General features: G+C 73.1%; 13 protein-coding genes. 3 read left to right on the plus strand and 10 right to left on the minus strand.

Features of this window, described 5'->3' with window-relative positions:
- Positions 1 to 16 precede the first annotated feature (16 nt).
- The 5 genes from ACZ3IG_RS21070 to ACZ3IG_RS21090 all read right to left on the minus strand — a co-directional run bounded on the left by ACZ3IG_RS21070 (position 17) and on the right by ACZ3IG_RS21090 (position 5,157).
- Positions 17 to 1,018, minus strand: a complete 1,002-nt coding sequence (locus ACZ3IG_RS21070; RefSeq protein WP_467433905.1) for a TIGR03842 family LLM class F420-dependent oxidoreductase — start codon at positions 1,016 to 1,018, stop codon at positions 17 to 19.
- Positions 1,019 to 1,029: 11 nt separating this feature from the next.
- Positions 1,030 to 2,442, minus strand: coding sequence for a dihydropyrimidinase (gene hydA / locus ACZ3IG_RS21075; protein WP_467433907.1), 1,413 nt, complete (start codon positions 2,440 to 2,442; stop codon positions 1,030 to 1,032).
- A gap of 28 nt (positions 2,443 to 2,470) precedes the next feature.
- The gene (locus tag ACZ3IG_RS21080; RefSeq protein ID WP_467433908.1) at positions 2,471 to 3,754 is read right to left on the minus strand and encodes an aspartate aminotransferase family protein; all 1,284 of its coding nucleotides are present in this window, start codon (positions 3,752 to 3,754) and stop codon (positions 2,471 to 2,473) included.
- On the minus strand, positions 3,751 to 4,593 hold the full coding sequence (locus ACZ3IG_RS21085) for a nitrilase-related carbon-nitrogen hydrolase (RefSeq protein WP_467433909.1): 843 nt from the start codon (positions 4,591 to 4,593) through the stop codon (positions 3,751 to 3,753). Before ACZ3IG_RS21085 ends, ACZ3IG_RS21080 begins: the two co-directional genes overlap by 4 nt.
- Before the next feature lie 264 nt (positions 4,594 to 4,857).
- Positions 4,858 to 5,157: a helix-turn-helix domain-containing protein gene (locus ACZ3IG_RS21090; RefSeq protein WP_215167770.1), complete on the minus strand. Its 300-nt coding sequence runs from the start codon at positions 5,155 to 5,157 to the stop codon at positions 4,858 to 4,860.
- Between the two features lie 235 nt (positions 5,158 to 5,392).
- Between ACZ3IG_RS21090 and ACZ3IG_RS21095 the strand changes: the two genes are divergently transcribed.
- Positions 5,393 to 7,933 carry an ATP-dependent Clp protease ATP-binding subunit gene (locus tag ACZ3IG_RS21095; RefSeq protein WP_467433910.1) on the plus strand — a complete coding sequence of 847 codons (2,541 nt, stop codon included), beginning with the start codon at positions 5,393 to 5,395 and terminating at the stop codon, positions 7,931 to 7,933.
- 69 nt (positions 7,934 to 8,002) lie between these two features.
- Here ACZ3IG_RS21095 and ggt read toward each other — a convergent pair whose 3' ends face one another.
- The 3 genes from ggt to ACZ3IG_RS21110 form a co-directional block, all read right to left on the minus strand.
- A complete protein-coding gene (gene ggt, locus ACZ3IG_RS21100) occupies positions 8,003 to 9,808 on the minus strand; it encodes a gamma-glutamyltransferase (RefSeq protein ID WP_467433911.1) in 1,806 nt (601 codons plus the stop codon).
- 504 nt (positions 9,809 to 10,312) lie between these two features.
- Positions 10,313 to 10,912 (minus strand): NAD(P)H-dependent oxidoreductase, encoded by a 600-nt coding sequence (locus tag ACZ3IG_RS21105; protein WP_467433912.1) that lies wholly within the window; start codon positions 10,910 to 10,912, stop codon positions 10,313 to 10,315.
- A 112-nt stretch (positions 10,913 to 11,024) separates the two neighbouring features.
- The gene (locus ACZ3IG_RS21110) at positions 11,025 to 11,861 is read right to left on the minus strand and encodes an NAD(P)H-binding protein (RefSeq protein ID WP_467433913.1); all 837 of its coding nucleotides are present in this window, start codon (positions 11,859 to 11,861) and stop codon (positions 11,025 to 11,027) included.
- Between the two features lie 90 nt (positions 11,862 to 11,951).
- Between ACZ3IG_RS21110 and ACZ3IG_RS21115 the strand changes: the two genes are divergently transcribed.
- A complete protein-coding gene (locus tag ACZ3IG_RS21115; RefSeq protein WP_467433915.1) occupies positions 11,952 to 12,911 on the plus strand; it encodes an AraC family transcriptional regulator in 960 nt (319 codons plus the stop codon).
- 645 nt (positions 12,912 to 13,556) lie between these two features.
- On the opposite strand, the gene ACZ3IG_RS21120 is transcribed toward ACZ3IG_RS21115, so the two are convergent.
- Positions 13,557 to 13,964, minus strand: coding sequence for a DUF6278 family protein (locus tag ACZ3IG_RS21120; protein ID WP_467433916.1), 408 nt, complete (start codon positions 13,962 to 13,964; stop codon positions 13,557 to 13,559).
- Positions 13,965 to 14,115: 151 nt separating this feature from the next.
- On the opposite strand from ACZ3IG_RS21120, the gene ACZ3IG_RS21125 reads away from it, so the two are divergent.
- A complete protein-coding gene (locus ACZ3IG_RS21125; RefSeq protein WP_467433917.1) occupies positions 14,116 to 15,867 on the plus strand; it encodes an SGNH/GDSL hydrolase family protein in 1,752 nt (583 codons plus the stop codon).
- 28 nt (positions 15,868 to 15,895) lie between these two features.
- On the opposite strand, the gene ACZ3IG_RS21130 is transcribed toward ACZ3IG_RS21125, so the two are convergent.
- Positions 15,896 to 16,684 carry an exodeoxyribonuclease III gene (locus tag ACZ3IG_RS21130; RefSeq protein WP_467433918.1) on the minus strand — a complete coding sequence of 263 codons (789 nt, stop codon included), beginning with the start codon at positions 16,682 to 16,684 and terminating at the stop codon, positions 15,896 to 15,898.
- Positions 16,685 to 16,687 lie beyond the last annotated feature (3 nt).

Consider the following 16,687-nt stretch of genomic DNA (forward strand, 5'->3'; position numbering starts at 1 on the left):
CCCTCCCCGGCGGGTGTCAGTCGGTGAGCGCGGGGATGATCTCCGTGCCGTAGGCGTCGATGGTGGTCTCCTGGGCGTCGTGCATGGCGTAGAGGGCGAACTGGTCGACGCCGACCGCACGCAGTTCGCGGAGCTTGGCGAGGTGGGCGTCGACGGGGCCCAGCAGGCAGAAGCGGTCGACGATCTCGTCCGGGACGAAATCGGTGGACCGGTTCCCGGCCCGGCCGTGGTGGCTGTAGTCGTAACCCTCGCGCTCCTTGATGTACGAGGTGAGGGCCTCGGGCACCAGCCCGGAGTGCTCGCCGTACCGGCCGACCAGGTCGGCGACGTGGTTGCCGACCATGCCGCCGAACCAGCGGCACTGCTCGCGCGCGTGCGCCAGGTCGTCGCCGACGTACGCGGGCGCGGCGACGCAGATGGTGATCGAGGCGGGGTCGCGGCCGGCCTCCTCGGCGGCCCGGCGCACCGCGGCGACCATCCACCGCGTCAGGAAGGGGTCGGCGAGCTGGAGGATGAAACCGTCGGCCTGCCGCCCGGCCAGGGCGAGGGCCTTCGGGCCGTACGCCGCCATCCAGACGGGGAGCCGGCCCTCCGTGACCCAGGGGATGCGGACCGGTTTGCCGTCGACGAGCGCCTCGCGGCCTTCGGCCAGGTCGCGGATGACGTCGATCGCCTCGCCGAGGCGGGCGAGGGTGTCGGGCCTGCGGCCCGCGACGCGCATGGCGGAGTCGCCCCGGCCGATGCCGCACACGGTGCGGTTGCCGAACATGTCGTTGAGGGTGGCGAAGGTGGAGGCGGTCACCTCCCAGCTCCGGGTGGACGGGTTGGTGACCATCGGGCCGATGATCAGCTTCCGGGTGTGTTCGAGGATCTGGCTGTAGATGACGAAGGGCTCCTGCCACAGCACGGCGGAGTCGAAGGTCCAGCCGTAGCGGAAGCCGTTGCGCTCCGCGCGCCGCATGAGTCCGACGACCCGCGACGCGGGACGGTCGGTCTGCAGGACGAGTCCGAAGTCCATGGCCGGGGCTCCTAGTCGAGGTACTGGCAGGTGGACCGCGGTGTGTACACGCCGTGCCCGGCCCGGCCGACGAAGCGGCGGTCCGCGATGACGGGTTCGCCGCGGGAGAGGACGGTCTCGACACGTCCGGTGACCCGCTTGCCCTCGTACGCCGAGTAGTCGACGTTCATGTGGTGGGTCTCGGCCGAGATGACCTGCTCGGCGTGCGGGTCGTAGATCACGATGTCGGCGTCGGCGCCCGGGGCGATCGTGCCCTTTTTCGGGTAGAGGCCGAACATCCGGGCCGGGGTGGCGCAGGCGATCTCGATCCAGCGCCGGCGGCTGATGTGTCCGTCGACAACGGCCTGGTGCAGGAGGTCCATGCGGTTCTCCACGCCCGGCAGGCCGTTGGGGATCTTGGAGAAGTCGCCGCGGCCCAGCTCCTTCTGCCCGGTGAAGCAGAAGGGGCAGTGGTCGGTGGAGACGACCTGGAGGTCGTTGGTGCGCAGCCCCCGCCACAGGGCCGCCTGGTGCTCGCGCGGCCTCAGCGGCGTACTGCACACGTACTTGGCGCCTTCGAACCCGGGTTCGGCGAGGTTGTCGGTGGACAGGAAGAGGTACTGCGGGCAGGTCTCGCCGAAGACGTCGAGGCCCTTGTCGCGGGCGGCGGCGATCTCGGCGACGGCTTCCTCGGCCGACACGTGGACGACGTACAGCGGGGCGCCGCCCGCGACCCGGGCGAGCTGGACGGCGCGGTGCGTGGCCTCCGCCTCAAGCAGCGCCTTGCGGACCTCGCCGTGGTGGCGGGGGTCGGTCTCGCCGCGGGCCAGGGCCTGTTCGACGAGGACGTCGATGGCGATGCCGTTCTCGGCGTGCATCATGATCAGGCCGCCGTTGCCGGAGGCCCGCTGCATGGCGCGCAGGATCCTGCCGTCGTCCGAGTAGAACACCCCCGGGTACGCCATGAACAGCTTGAACGAGCTCACTCCTTCGTCGACGAGGAGGTCCATCTCCTTGAGGGAGTTCTCGTCGACGTCGGAGAGGATCATGTGGAAGGAGTAGTCGACGGCGCACTGCCCGTCGGCCTTGGCGTGCCAGGCGTCCAGGCCGGCGCGCAGGGTGTGGCCGACGGTCTGGACGGCGAAGTCGACGATGGTGGTGGTGCCGCCCCAGGCGGCGGCGCGGGTGCCGGTCTCGAAGGTGTCGGAGGCGAAGGTGCCGCCGAACGGCAGCTCCATGTGGGTGTGGGCGTCCACCCCGCCCGGGATGACGTACTTGCCGGTGGCGTCCAGCGTGTGCGCGGCGGTGAGGGACTCGGCGGCCGGGGTGCCGGAGGCGGCGAGGGCGGCGACCCGGCCGTCCTCGATCAGGACGTCGGCGTGCAGTTCGTCGGAGGCGGTGACGACGAGGCCGCCGCGGATGACGGTACGGCTGCTGCTGCTCATGCGGTTCCCCTCTGTCAGGGCAGGGCGCTTACAGGCCGCGCAGGGCACGCTCCAGGACCGCGGCGCCCTCCTCGGCCTCCGCGACGGTCAGGGTCAGCGGCGGGGCGATGCGCAGGGCGCTGGTGTCGTGGCCGCCGCCCTTGCCGATGAGCAGTCCGCCGGCGCGGGCCTCCTCCAGTACGGCCGAGGCGGCGCGCGGGTCGGCCTCGTCGGTGCCGGGCCGGGTCAGCTCGATGCCGATCATCAGGCCGCGCCCGCGCACCTCCCGTACGTGCGGCACGCCGGCGGCGACGGCCCGCAGCCGCTCGATGAGCAGTCCGCCGACCCGGCGGGCGTTGCCCTGGAGGTCGTGTTCGAGGAGGTAGGCGAGGTTGGCCAGGCCGGCCGCCATGGTGACCTGGGTGCCGCCGAAGGTGGAGATGCTGTTGGCGTCCAGGCAGTTCATGATCTCGGCGCGGGCGATGACGCCGCCGATGGACATGCCGTTGCCGAGGCCCTTGGCGAAGGTGACGATGTCGGGCGGGCCGCCCCGGCCGTGCGCCTGCCAGCCCCAGAAGTGGTCGCCGGTGCGGCCCCAGCCGGTCTGCACCTCGTCCGCGATCCACAGCACGCCGCGCTCGTGCAGTACGTCGCGGAAGGCGGCGTACAGGCCGTCCGGCGGGGAGGTGAAACCGCCGACGCCCTGGACGGGTTCGGCGATCAGCGCGGCGGGCGGGCGGGTGTGGCCGAGCAGGTCGGTGAGGTCGTCGACGCAGGCGGCGATGAACTCGCGGTCGGTGAGGTGCGCGTAGGGGCCCCGGGTGCGGACGCCGCCGTGCACGTAGAGGGTCTGGAGCGGGGAGAGGGAGGTCGGGGACCAGCCGCGGTTGCCGGTGACGCCGACGGCGCTGAAGGAGCGGCCGTGGTAGCTGTTGCGCATCGCCAGCACCGTGTTGCTGCGCCGGTACGTCGTCGCCAGCAGCAGGGCGGTGTCGTTGGCCTCGGTGCCGGAGGTGGTGAAGAAGACGCGGGCGTCGGGGATGCCGCTCACCTGGGCGACGCGCTCGGCGAGTTCGACCATCGGCCGGTTGAGGTAGAGGGTCGAGGAGTGCAGGAGCCGGCCGGCCTGCTCGCCGACCGCCTTGGACACCTCGGGCAGGGCGTGGGCGGTCATGGTGGTGAGGATGCCGCCGAAGAAGTCGAGGTACTTGTTGCCGGCGGCGTCCCACACGTACCGGCCCTCGCCGTGGGTGATCTCCAGCGGTTCCTCGTAGTAGAGGGCGAGCCAGTCGGGCAGCACGGCCCGGTGGCGGCCCAGCAGGTCGTGGGTCACGGCCGCACCAGCCCCTCGTAGGCGTCGGGGCGGCGGTCGCGGTAGAAGGCCCACTGCTGCCGGACCTCTTCGACCAGGCCGAAGTCGAGGTCGCGTACGACGAGTTCCTCCTTGCTGTCGCTGGCGGTGTCGCCGACGAACTGGCCGCGCGGGTCGACGAAGTAGGAGGTGCCGTAGAAGTCGTTGTCGCCGTACTCCTCCTGGCCGACGCGGTTGATCGCGGCGACGAAGTACTCGTTGGCGACGGCCGCGGCCGGCTGCTCCAGGCGCCACAGGTGGGCGGAGAGACCGCGGTGGGTGGCGGACGGATTGTACACCAACTGGGCGCCGTTGAGCCCCAGTTGCCGCCAGCCCTCCGGGAAGTGGCGGTCGTAGCAGATGTAGACGCCGACCTTGCCGACGGCGGTGTCGAAGACCGGCCAGCCGAGGTTGCCCGGGCGGAAGTAGTACTTCTCCCAGAAGCCCTGCACCTGCGGGATGTGGTGTTTGCGGTAGGTGCCGAGGACGGTGCCGTCGGCGTCGATCACGGCGGCGGTGTTGTAGTAGAAGCCGGACTGCTCGACCTCGAAGACGGGGGCGACGATCACCATGCCGGTCTCGCGGGCGAGGTCCCGCATACGGCGGACGGTGGGGCCGTCGGGGACGGGTTCGGCCCAGCGGTAGTGCTCGGGGTCCTGGACCTGGCAGAAGTAGGGGCTGTTGAAGACTTCCTGGAAGCCGATGATCCGCGCGCCCTGACGCGCGGCCTCGCGCGCGTGCTCCTCGTGTTTCGCGATCATGGACTCGGTGTCTCCGGTCCAGGTGGCCTGGACCAGAGCGGCACGTACGACGTTGGCCATGAACTGCTCCTTCGACGCGACGCCAGAGCCTCTACGCCCGTAGAACAGGCCGTAGAGGGATGAACGTAAGCCTCTCGGGCGAGCTTGCCAAGACCATCGTCGTCAAGGCGGGGTGTCGATCAGGTTTCACACTCCGGTGGGCGAGCGCCCCCGGCCGTCGAACGGGCCCGCGCACGCCCCGCGCGGAGCCCGGGGCGTGCGCACGCCCCACGTGAAACCCGGGCCCGCGCACGCCCCGCACCTGCACGCGCCGCACCCGCCGCGTCAGGCCGCCGCCACCGGAAGCGCCCCGCCCCCGTCGTCGGGCCCGGCCTCCGCCGTCGCGAGCGCGCACCACTCCGCCAGGGTGTCCAGCGACAGGCCGAGGGCCCGGGCCAGCGCGACGATCGTGAAGAAGGCCGGCGTCGGCGCCCGGCCGGTCTCGATCTTGCGCAGCGTCTCGGCGGAGACCCCGGCGACGGCCGCGACCTCGGGCATGCTGCGGTCGCCGCGCGCCTCACGCAGCAGCCGCCCCAGCCGCTCGCCGCGTGCGCGCTCTTCGGGGGTGAGGGGGGTGCGTACCATGCCGTCATTCTAATACCGCTCCGTCCGGCTGGAGGAGACGGCGGTACGAGGCCCTCGCCCCCCCGGCCCCGTACTCCTCGCCGCCCACCGGAGATGCCACCGCCGGCCGGCCGTGCCAGGGTGGTCGCAGAGCACGCCCCGGTGTGTGACCGGAGCCCGTCCGGGTTACCCGGCCCCGGCACGTCGACCAGCGAAGGCGTCCCGGACCGGCGCGGGGACGCCGGATGGGAAGGCCATGACCAGCGGCTTCAGCGGACCGGAAGGATACGACCCCTTCGCGGAGTTCTTCGCCCGCTTCTTCGGCGGACCGCGACAGGGGCCCCGCCAGATCGACATCGGCCGGCTGCTCAGCCAGCCCGCCCGCGAGCTGGTGCGGGGCGCCGCCCAGTACGCCGCCGAACACGGCAGCCGGGACCTGGACACCGAGCACCTGCTGCGCTCCGCGCTGACCACCGAGCCGACCCGCAGCCTGCTCAGCCGGGCCGGCGCCGACCCCGACTCCCTGGCGTCGCAGATCGACGACCGGTCCGGACCGGTGCAGCACGGCCCCGGCGAGGCCCCGCCGCCCACCTCGCTCTCCCTGACCCCGGCGGTCAAGCGGGCCCTGCTGGACGCGCACGAGCTGGCCCGCGCCTCCGGCACCGGCTACATCGGCCCCGAGCACGTGCTCAGCGCCCTGGCCGCCAACCCGGACTCGGCGGCCGGGCACATCCTGAACGCGGCCCGCTTCTCGCCCTCCGGGCTGCCGCCGGAGGCCCCGGAGGCCGGCGGTCCGCAGCCCCGTACCGCCGAGGGCCAGCGCACCAGCGGCACCCCCACCCTCGACAAGTACGGGCGCGACCTCACCGAGCTGGCCCAGCAGGGCCGGATCGACCCGGTGATCGGGCGGGACGACGAGATCGAGCAGACCGTGGAGGTGCTCTCCCGGCGGGGCAAGAACAACCCGGTGCTGATCGGGGACGCGGGCGTCGGCAAGACCGCCATCGTGGAGGGGCTCGCCCAGCGCATCGCCGACGGCGACGTACCGGACGTGCTCACCGGGCGCCGGGTGGTCGCCCTCGACCTGACCGGCGTGGTGGCCGGCACCCGCTACCGGGGCGACTTCGAGGAGCGCCTGAACAACATCGTCGGCGAGATCCGCGCCCACTCCGACCAGCTGATCGTCTTCATCGACGAGCTGCACACGGTGGTCGGCGCGGGCGGCGGCGGTGAGTCCGGCTCGATGGACGCGGGCAACATCCTCAAGCCCGCCCTGGCCCGCGGCGAACTGCACGTCGTCGGCGCCACCACGCTGGAGGAGTACCGCCGGATCGAGAAGGACGCGGCCCTCGCCCGCCGCTTCCAGCCCATCCTGGTGCCCGAGCCGTCCGCCGCGGACGCCATCGAGATCCTGCGCGGCCTGCGCGACCGCTACGAGGCCCACCACCAGGTCCGCTACACCGACGAGGCGCTGGTGGCGGCCGTGGAGATGTCCGACCGCTACCTCACCGACCGGCGGCTGCCGGACAAGGCCATCGACCTGATCGACCAGGCCGGCGCCCGGGTGCGGCTGCGGGCCCGCACCAAGGGCACGGACGTACGGACCATGGAGCGCGACGTCGAGCAGCTGATCCGGGACAAGGACCAGGCCGTCGCGGACGAACAGTACGAGCAGGCCACGCAGTTGCGGGACCGGATCGTGGAGCTGAAGCGGCGGATCTCCGAGGCGGCCGGCGACGGACAGGCCGACGAGGGCCAGAACCTCGTCGTCTGCACCGAGTCCATCGCCGAGGTGGTGTCCCGGCAGACCGGCATCCCGGTCAGCAGCCTCACCCAGGAGGAGAAGGACCGCCTGCTCGGCCTGGAGCAGCACCTGCACGAGCGGGTCGTCGGCCAGGACGAGGCCGTCCGCGTCGTCTCGGACGCCGTACTGCGCTCCCGCGCGGGACTCGCCAGCCCGAACCGCCCCATCGGCAGCTTCCTCTTCCTCGGCCCGACCGGCGTCGGCAAGACCGAACTGGCCCGCGCGCTGGCCGAGGCGCTGTTCGGCAGCGAGGACCGGATGGTCCGCCTCGACATGAGCGAGTACCAGGAGCGGCACACCGTCTCCCGCCTGGTCGGCGCCCCGCCCGGTTACGTCGGCCACGAGGAGGCCGGCCAGCTCACCGAGGTGGTGCGCCGCCACCCGTACTCACTGCTCCTGCTCGACGAGGTGGAGAAGGCGCACCCGGACGTCTTCAACATCCTCCTCCAGGTGCTGGACGACGGCCGCCTCACCGACTCCCAGGGCCGCACGGTCGACTTCAGCAACACGGTGGTGGTGATGACCAGCAACCTGGGCTCGGACGTCATCACCCGGCGCGGCGCCACCCTGGGCTTCGGGGCCGGCGGCTCGGAGGCCGACGAGGAGGCCCGGCGCGAGCAGGTGCTGCGCCCGCTGCGCGAGCACTTCCGGCCGGAGTTCCTCAACCGCGTCGACGAGATCGTCGTCTTCCGCCAGCTCACCGGCGAACAGCTGCGGCGGATCACCAGCCTGCTCCTGGACCAGACCCGCCGCATGGTCAGCGCCCAGGGCGTCACCGTCGACTTCACCGACGCGGCCGTGGACTGGCTGGCCGAGCGCGGCTACCAGCCCGAGTACGGCGCCCGCCCGCTGCGCCGCACCATCCAGCGGGAGGTGGACAACGAGCTGTCCCGCCTGCTGCTGGACGGCCGGGTGGCGGAGGGCGGCCAGGTGACCGTCGACGTGCGGGACGGCCGCCTGGCCTTCGTCACTCCGGGCGCGACGGCTCCCTAGGGGTGCGGGGCTGTGTCGTTACGCGGCTGAGCCGCGTGCCGCGCCCGCGGGCCGGCGCCGCCCCTCCCGTCAGCGCGCGGGCCGTACCACCATCGCCGACCCGCCGCCACGCCGTACCGTCTCCGCCGCGGCCAGCCACTTCCCGCCCGGCAGCCGCTGCACACCCGTCGCCGCCCCGATCTCGGGATTGGCCTTGAAGGAGTGCCCGAGCGCCTCCAGTGCGCCCCGCAGGTCACTGTCGTACAGGCCGGGCTCCAGTTCCGTCTGCGCGGCGTTGCGCTGGCTGGCGCGCGGCGCGGCGATCGCGTCGACCAGCGGCAGCCCCCGGTCCAGGAACCCGGTCAGCGTCTGGAGGACGGTGGTGATGATGGTCGCGCCGCCGGGCGAGCCGACCGCGACGACGGGCTTGTCGTGCCGGTCCAGGACGATCGTCGGGGCGATCGAGGACCGGGGCCGCTTGCCGGGACCCGGCAGGTTCGGGTCGTGGACCGCCGGGTTGGCGGGGGCGAAGGAGAAGTCCGTCAGCTCGTTGTTGAGCAGGAAGCCCCGGCCGGGCACGGTGATGCCGCTGCCGCCGGTCTGCTCGATGGTGAGCGTGTAGGCGACGACGTTGCCCCACTTGTCGGCGGTCGTCAGATGCGTGGTGTTCTCACCCTCGTACGTCGTCGGCGCCGCCGTGCCGCCGGCCGCGCAGGAGGCCGGGTCGCGCGGGTCGCCGGGCGCGAGGGGGCTGGTGAGCGCGGCGTCGTCGCGGATCAGGCACTCCCGGGAGTCGGCGTACCGCTGCGACAGCAGCTCCTTCGCCGGTACGTCCTCGAAGGCCGGGTCGCCGACCCAGCGCCCCCGGTCGGCGAAGGCGATCCGGCTGGCCTCGATGAAGCGGTGCAGGTACTGGGTCCTGCTCGCCTCGGACAGGTCGGTGCGTTCCAGGATGTTGAGGGCCTCGCCGACCGTGGTGCCGCCGGAGGAGGACGGGGCGATGGAGTAGACGTCCAGGCCCCGGTAGGAGGTCCTGGTCGGCGGCTGGAGCTTGGCGCGGTAGGCCGCGAGGTCCTTGGCCGACAGGTCGCCGGGGCGGGCGTTCCAGCCCGAGCCGGGGTCCACCGGCGGCTTGTTGACGGTGGCGAGGACGTCCTCGCCGAGGTCGCCGTGGTAGAGCGCGCCGACGCCCTTGCGGCCCAGCTCCTTGTACGTGCGGGCCAGGTCGGGGTTCTTGAAGGTGGAGCCGACGACCGGGAGTTCGCCGCCCGGCAGGAACAGCTCGGCGGTGTCGGGGAAGTAGCGGAACCGGGTCTCGTTGGCGGCGGTCTGGGAGCGGAACGTCTCGTCGACGGTGAAGCCGTCGCGGGCCAGCCGCTCGGCGGGGGCCAGCAGCGTGCCCAGCCTCCGGCTGCCCCACTTGTCGAGGGCCGTCTGCCAGGTGGCGGGCGTGCCCGGAGTGCCGACGGCCAGGCCGCTGCTGACGGCGTCGGCGAACGGGATCGGCTCGCCGTCCTCCGTGAACAGCCCCTCGTCGGCGGTGAGCGGCGCGGTCTCACGGCCGTCGATCGTGCGCACGGTACGGGAATCGGCGTCGTAGTAGACGAAGTAGCCGCCCCCGCCGATGCCGGCCGAGTACGGCTCGGTGACGCCGAGCGCGGCGGCGGTGGCGACGGCCGCGTCGACCGCGTTGCCGCCCTTTCTCAGCACCTCGATGCCGGCGGCGCTGGCGTCCGCGTCCACGCTGGCGACAGCGCCGCCGTAGCCGGTGGCGACCGGTGTCTTCGCCGGTTCGCCGTCTCCCCTGTGGGCGGCGGGCGGCGCCGCCGCCCCCACCGACACGACGGCGGCCGAGACCGCCAGGACCGCCAGTTTCCGTGCGACCGGTTGACGCATCCGCACCCCACACCTCCAGAGATAGCCGACCGTTACTGCCGTTCGTTACTGCCGTTCGTTCCTGCTGACTGATCGTCATGCCCCGTCAGGGGACAGTCGAACACCTCTCCACCTCCGACCGCCAGCATGCGCGCTCATGAATGACTTCGTCCGCGGCATCGTCGGCCTCCGCCGCCGGCAGGCGTTCTCCGGGCCGCCGGAGAACTCCGAGTGCCTGCTCGTCGTCCACCGGGATCCGGCGGCCGCGGAGCCGGCCGTCCCATGTCGGTGAGCGACCGGGTTCTGCGTGGGCGAGCCTGCCTCGAACCCCCGTACGCCTTGTCGGCACGGACCTCGTCCGGCCGGGTGCGCGAGGCGGCCCGGTCCTGGGCACCCGGATACGGTCCAGGACCACCTGGAACCGCGGAGAACCGCCGCGCCGTCCGGCCGCGACGACCAGCGACATCGCCGCCCCGGCGGCTCGGACCGCGGACCACCGCCGGCCGTGGTACCGCCGCGGCCGCCTCATTCCTTCAGGCGGGCATGGATGGCTTCGCTGATGGTCCGCACCGCACGGTCGGCATCTCGCACTGTGGCCTCGGGGGTGAGCTGTTCGGATCTGTAGAGGAACGCTGTAGCGCCGCGCCGGCTGCCGCAGTAGTCGACGATGCCGTGCTCGATCTGCGTCCGCAGTGCGCTCTCGTACCCGTGGCGCTCGTACGCACCGGAGTCGTCGCCGGCGATGGGCAGAAGATGTGTGGTGAGACCCCGCAGTTTCGGCTGCAGCCCCGAAGCGGGCGAGTGTTGGAAAGCCCAGCCGTTGACGAAGACACGGTCGATCCATCCCTTCAACAGTGCGGGCATCGACCACCAGTACACGGGGAAGACCAGCACGAGATCGGTGGCGCGCTCAAGACGACGGTGTTCAGCCGTGACGTCAGCCGGATAGTTGCCGGCGTCGTGGTACGCCCGACGGTCCGCCGGAGTGAACCGGGGGTCGAACCGCTCCTTGGCCAGGTCGGCGATCTCGACCGAACCGGGTTGAAGCGCCGCCTCAAGTCTTCCCAGCACGTAATGCGTCAGGGACTCGGGGTCGGGGTTGGCGGCGACCAGCAGGGTATGCATCGATGGCTCCAGTTACGTGAAGAACGGACGTCGGCAAGTGGTGTGGACGTGCGGACGGCGCGCGGGGCTCCGCTTCCCGGAGCCCGGTACGCCAGGCCGGGGCCCGCGGGACTCAGCGCCGCCAGGCTTGCGCTGCCGTGGCCCGCAGGACGAAGTCCTCGAAGGTCCGCGGCGCGCGTCCCAGCACGGTGGCGACGTCGTCCGTCGTCCAGGCGGCGGTCCCGCGTTCAAGCAGTACGAACATCTCGGTGAGGTGCCGGGCCTCGTCCTCGTCCCAGCCCTCCTGGACCAACGTCGCGGTGTACTCGGCCGGGGAGACGCGCCGGTAGACGATGGGCAGCCCGGACGCCCGGGAGATCAGCTCGACCGCCTCCGCCCAGGTCAGTCCGCGCGGCCCGGTCAGCTCATAGACCCGGCCGGCGTGCCGGCCGGGCTCGGACAGCACTGCGGCCGCTACGTCGGCGACGTCCTCAACGTCGACGAACGGCTCGGGGACCGTACCCGCCGGAAGCGCCAGCTCGCCGGCGGCCAGCGGGGCGCGGAAGGGGTGCCCGTCGAAGTTCTGGGCGAAGTTCGAGGCGCGCAGGACGGTCCATTCCAGCGCCGAGCCGCGCACGGCGTCCTCGGCCGAGCGCATGTCCAGACCGAACGCGGAGTCGCCCCAGTCGTCGGCGCCGTGACCGGAGAGCAGGACCAGGCGCCGCACGCCGGCGGCCTCGGCCCGCGCCACGAAGTCGTGCACCGGACCGGGCACGGGCGGAGGCACCACGTAGGCGGTGGTGACGCCCCGCAGGACCTGATCCCAGCCGGCGGGGTGGAACCAGTCGAACGGGGTCCGGCTGGAACGGGAGGCGGCGCGCACGGGCGTGTCGCGCAGTCGCAACCGGGCGGCCACCCGTCGGCCGGTGTTGCCCGTCGCGCCGAGGACAAGAGTGATGTCGTTGCTCATGGCAGCGAGTCAACGGCACGCGCCCGGACGGTTCCATAGGTGATGAGCCAGATCACCTGGGCAATCGTCTGAATCGTTTAGGCTTGGCGGGTGGATGCTTTCGGCGATCTGCTGCGCGGTGTGCGGGCCCAGGGCTCGTTGTTCGGCAGCTCGACCCTGGCCCCGCCCTGGTCCCTGCACTTCGTGGACGGCGCGCCGCTGACCTTGTGCACCGTCCTCTCCGGAGGCGGCTGGGTCGTGCCGGAGCGCCGCCCGCCCGAGCGTCTGGGCGTCGGCGAGACAGTGATCGTGCGGGGCCCCGCGCCGTTCCTCTTCGTCGACGAGGTGGGCACTCGGGCCGAACCCGTCAAGTGTGGCGCGTTCTGCTCGACGCCCGAGCAGGGCGGGACCCGCTACCGGCTCGGATGGCACGACGCCGGCACCGGCGGGGAGAACACGACGACCCTGGTCGTCGGTGCCTATCCGGTGCGCGGCGAGATCAGTCGCAGGCTGCTGGACGCGCTGCCCGTCGTACTGCGCGTGGGGTCCGGCGGCGGACCCGACCCCGTGTGGGACCATCTCGCCGCCGAGGTCGCCGCCGACACGCCGGGCCAGCAGGTCGTCCTCGACCGGCTGCTGGACTGGATGCTGGTGTGCGCGCTGCGCGAGTACTTCGACCGGCCCGGCGGTACCCCGCCGGGCTGGTACTCCGCCGGGCGCGACCCGGTGGTGGGAGGCGCACTGCGCCTGCTGCACGGGGAACCGGCGGCGCCGTGGACGGTTGCCTCGCTGGCCGGCCGGACCGGGGTGTCGCGGGCCACGCTGGCGAAGCGGTTCACCGACCTGGTCGGCGAACCGCCGCTGACCTATCTCACCCACTGGCGCATGACGCTCGCGGCGGACCTTCTGACCGAGCGCGAGACGGCGACTGTCGCGGAGATCGCCCGCGCCGTGGGCTACTCCGACGCGTTCGCGTTCAGCGCGGCGTTCAAGCGGATCCGCGGCATCAGCCCCAGCGCGTATCGGCGCACCGCGACGACCCCACCCCCGCAGCCGGCCGGCACCCCATGACGAGTCCCCAGCATCCGCCCCCGCGTTCAGGACCCTCCGCCGGCCGGGTGCGCGAGCACGGCAACGGCACGTTCGTCCTGCCGCCCGAGGTGGTCGGCTCGCACGCGTACGGGCCGGACGTGGTCGAGTTGACGGGGGATGTGACGCGGGCCGCGACGAGCCCGCCGCCGGCCCCGGCACCGGACCGGGCACCTCCCACCGGACCTCCTGAAGCCCGCCCCCGCACGCCTCGGGGCCCGGCGCCGGACGGGGTGTCCGGCGCCGGGCCCCGAGCGATCCGTGCGGGCCGCTCCGCCGCCCGGCCGGCGCGCAGCTGACCTTCCCCTCGCGCGTCCGGCACGAGGAGTGATCTGCGGCTGGCACCGGACGGGTCCGGCGTGCGGAGGGGTGCCCGCGGCCGGGTCAGGCCGGTTGCCCGATGTGCCGGAGGGCGGGACTCGCGCGCCCTCCGCTGCCCGAGGCCCTCTCCCACGGGCCTGTCCTGACGTCACTCGACTCGATCACTGGATCGACGACCATTCCAGCCCTTTTCCTCAGCTCTGTCCTGGCTGCTGCCGCAACGTATCCGGCCGAGGAGGCGCCCCGCACCCGACACGCACTTTTCGGGCATTAGCCGTATTTAAGGCCATTGTTGCGGCGGGGCGTTCACGCCTCCGCGACCTCGGCGTACGACTGCGACAGCTCGGGCGCGCCGCTGGCGGCCCACTCGTGTCCGGAGGCCACCACATCGAACTCCCGGCCCGAGTCGAGCCGCACGACGGGCTGGCCGTCCGCCCGGAACCCCCAGGCGGCACCCGGCACGGTGCGCACGATGACGGTGCCCAGGTACAGCCCGGCGTCGTTGCCCAGCCAGGGCAGGATCTCCTCGTCGTCCCGCCAGCGCGGCACGAGCTGGTCGAGCCGCTCCAGCGAGGCCGGTGAGTCGTCCAGCCCGACGCCCTCCCGGGACGCCTGGGACCGCAGCAGTTCGCACTCGGCGAGCAGGCCGGCGATGCCCTCCGGGTCACGAGTCCCCGGATCCGCGTGCCTCTTGCCCAGGAAGGGGATGTTCATCTCTCCAGCGTGTCATTCGCACCGCCGTACGCACCACAGGCGCGCGGGTACGGCTTACGGGTGACATGACGGGCCCGCACGGCTCGGCGCGTTGACGCGCGCCGGGTCTCTTCCTACCTTCGCGTTCCGTCCGTCGAGGGGAGGAGCCGCCGTGCGCCGAGGGGTCCGCGGTTGCGCGGTCGTGTTCGTCCTGCTGGCGGCCCTGTCACCGGGCGCCCCGGCGCGCGCCGCCGCGCCGCTGCCGCTGGAGCGGTACTTCGACAACACGGCCGTCAGCGACGACGCCCGCCCCGGCGAGGCGGACTTCGACGGCTCGGGTGCCTCCCTGTCGGCCGGGGACCTGGCCGCCGCGGGCTGGACGCCTGGCCGCACGCTCACCGTGCTGGGGGCGCGGCTGAGGTGGCCCGCGCGGGCGCCGGGCGAGCCGGACAACGTCCGGGCGAACGGGCAGGAGGTGCGGGTCACCGGACGCGGTGACGCGCTCGCCTTCCTGGTGGCGGGCACCGGCGGCGGCGAGCCGGGCGGAGCGGGCGAGGTGGCGTACGCGGACGGCACCCGGTCGGCGTTCCGCCTCGCCTCCCCAGACTGGCGCACCGGTCCGCTCGCCACCAAGGCGGTGGCGCTGCCGCACGTCAGCGCACCGTCCGGCCGGATCGCCGAGCGGGCCCGGCTGTACGTGGTGACGGTGCCGCTGGCGGCGGAGCGCGAGGTGGCCTCGGTACGGCTGCCGTACGCGCGGGACCTGCACGTGTTCGCACTGGCGGTGCGGGACGCCGGACGGGACTGGACGGGGACGTGGGCGGCCTCCACGTCGGGCTACCCGGCGGTGGGCCCGTGGACGGACCGGACGCTGCGGCTGGTGGTGCACACCTCGGTGGGCGGGACGCGGGTGCGGGTGCGGTTCGACAACACCTTCGCGGCGGCGCCGGTACGGATCGGCGGCGCGACGGTGGCGGTGCGGGCGTCCGGCGCGGCGGCCCGGGGCATCCCGGCGCGGCTGTCGTTCGGCGGCGCCGACGGCGTGGAGATCCCGGCGGGGGCACAGGCGTACAGCGATCCGCTGGCCTTCGCGGTCCCCGCCGGCGCCGATCTGCTGGTGAGCTTCCACCTGCCGGGCCCGGTGACGGCGGCGCCCGTCCACCGGCTCGCGGTGCAGCGGTCGTACCTGAGCGAACCGGGCGACCACGCGGCGGAGGAGCCGGGCGGGGCGTACACCTCGACGCTGACGTCCTGGCCGCTGCTGGCCGGGGTGGACGTGGGCGGCGGGCCGGGGTCGGTGGTGCTGCTCGGGGACTCGATCACCGACGGTGACCGGTCGACCGTGGACGCGAACCGGCGGTGGCCCGATGTGCTGGCCGGCCGGCTGCGGGCGCAGGACACGGTGCCCCGGTACGGGGTGCTCAACCACGGGATCTCCGGCAACCGCGTCGTCACCGACCGCTATCCCGGCGACGGGGTCTCCACCGACCAGGCCGGGGTGAGCGCCCCGCACCGCTTCGACCGCGACGTGGCCGCTCAGCCCTCGGTGCGCACGGCGGTGGTGTTCGAGGGCGTCAACGACCTGCTGGCGGGCACGGACGCCGGGACGCTGGCCGCGGGGCTGCGCGAGCTGGCGGACCGGGCGCGCGCCGCCGGCCTGCGGACGCTGGCGGCGACGATCGTGCCGTGCGGCGGCCGGACGGGGTGCACGGCCGCCGTCGACGCCGAGCGGACCGAGGTCAACGCCTGGATCCGCGACTCCGGCGCCTTCGACGCCGTGCTCGACTTCGACGCCGTACTGCGCGACCCGGCCGATCCGGCGCGGATGCTGCCCGCCTACGACAGCGGCGACCACCTGCATCCCGGGGACGCGGGTCTGAAGGCGCTGGCCGACTCGGTGGACCTGCGGCTGCTGGTTCCGTAGGCCCGGTGGGCGTCGACAACGCTCGTGATCACTGCACCGGGACGTCGAGGTCGACCACGACCGGCGCGTGGTCGGAGGCGCCCTTGCCCTTGCGCTCCTCGCGGTCCACGTAGGAGTCGGTGACCGCCTTCGCGAACGGCTCGTTGCCGTACACCAGGTCGATGCGCATGCCGCGGTTCTTCGGGAAGCAGAGCTGGCGGTAGTCCCAGTACGTGTACGGGTGGTCGTACTTCAGCGGGCGGGGGACGACGTCCGACAGTCCGGCGCCGCGCAGCGAGGCGAGGGCGGCACGCTCGGCGGGGGTGACGTGGGTGGCGCCCTCGAAGGCGGCGCGGTCGTAGACGTCGTCGTCGGTCGGTGCCACGTTGTAGTCCCCCATGACCGCGAACGGGCGGCTGCCGGCCGCGTCGCCCTCGACGGCCGCCCGCAGGGCCTCGAACCACTGGAGCTTGTAGGCGTAGTGCGGGTGGTCGACCTCGCGGCCGTTGGGCACGTACACCGACCAGACGCGGACCGGGCCGCAGGTCGCGGAGACGGCGCGGGGCTCCTGGACGCCGTCGTAGCCGGGGTCGCCGGGCAGCCCCTTGACCACGTCCTCCAGACCGACGCGGCTGAGCACCGCCACGCCGTTCCACCGGCCGGTGGCGTGGACGGCAGCCTCGTAGCCCGCCTCGCGCAGGGCCTCGGCCGGGAACTGGTCCTCGGCCACCTTGGCCTCCTGGAGGCAGAGCACATCGGTGCCGCTGCTCTCCAGCCAGGCCAGCAGCCTCGGCAGGCGGGCGGTGATCGAGTTCACGTTCCAGGTCGCGATGCGCATGCC

It is taken from the genome of Streptomyces sp. NPDC016677, assembly GCF_055562815.1.

Coding starts and splice junctions, on each gene's coding strand:
- ggt (WP_467433911.1), bottom strand. CDS start 9,808: ATGCGTCAACCGGTCGCACGGAAACTGGCGGTCCTGGCGGTCTCGGCC.
- ACZ3IG_RS21085 (WP_467433909.1), bottom strand. CDS start 4,593: ATGGCCAACGTCGTACGTGCCGCTCTGGTCCAGGCCACCTGGACCGGA.
- ACZ3IG_RS21130 (WP_467433918.1), bottom strand. CDS start 16,684: ATGCGCATCGCGACCTGGAACGTGAACTCGATCACCGCCCGCCTGCCG.
- hydA (WP_467433907.1), bottom strand. CDS start 2,442: ATGAGCAGCAGCAGCCGTACCGTCATCCGCGGCGGCCTCGTCGTCACC.
- ACZ3IG_RS21070 (WP_467433905.1), bottom strand. CDS start 1,018: ATGGACTTCGGACTCGTCCTGCAGACCGACCGTCCCGCGTCGCGGGTC.
- ACZ3IG_RS21095 (WP_467433910.1), top strand. CDS start 5,393: ATGACCAGCGGCTTCAGCGGACCGGAAGGATACGACCCCTTCGCGGAG.
- ACZ3IG_RS21105 (WP_467433912.1), bottom strand. CDS start 10,912: ATGCATACCCTGCTGGTCGCCGCCAACCCCGACCCCGAGTCCCTGACG.
- ACZ3IG_RS21120 (WP_467433916.1), bottom strand. CDS start 13,964: ATGAACATCCCCTTCCTGGGCAAGAGGCACGCGGATCCGGGGACTCGT.
- ACZ3IG_RS21090 (WP_215167770.1), bottom strand. CDS start 5,157: ATGGTACGCACCCCCCTCACCCCCGAAGAGCGCGCACGCGGCGAGCGG.
- ACZ3IG_RS21110 (WP_467433913.1), bottom strand. CDS start 11,861: ATGAGCAACGACATCACTCTTGTCCTCGGCGCGACGGGCAACACCGGC.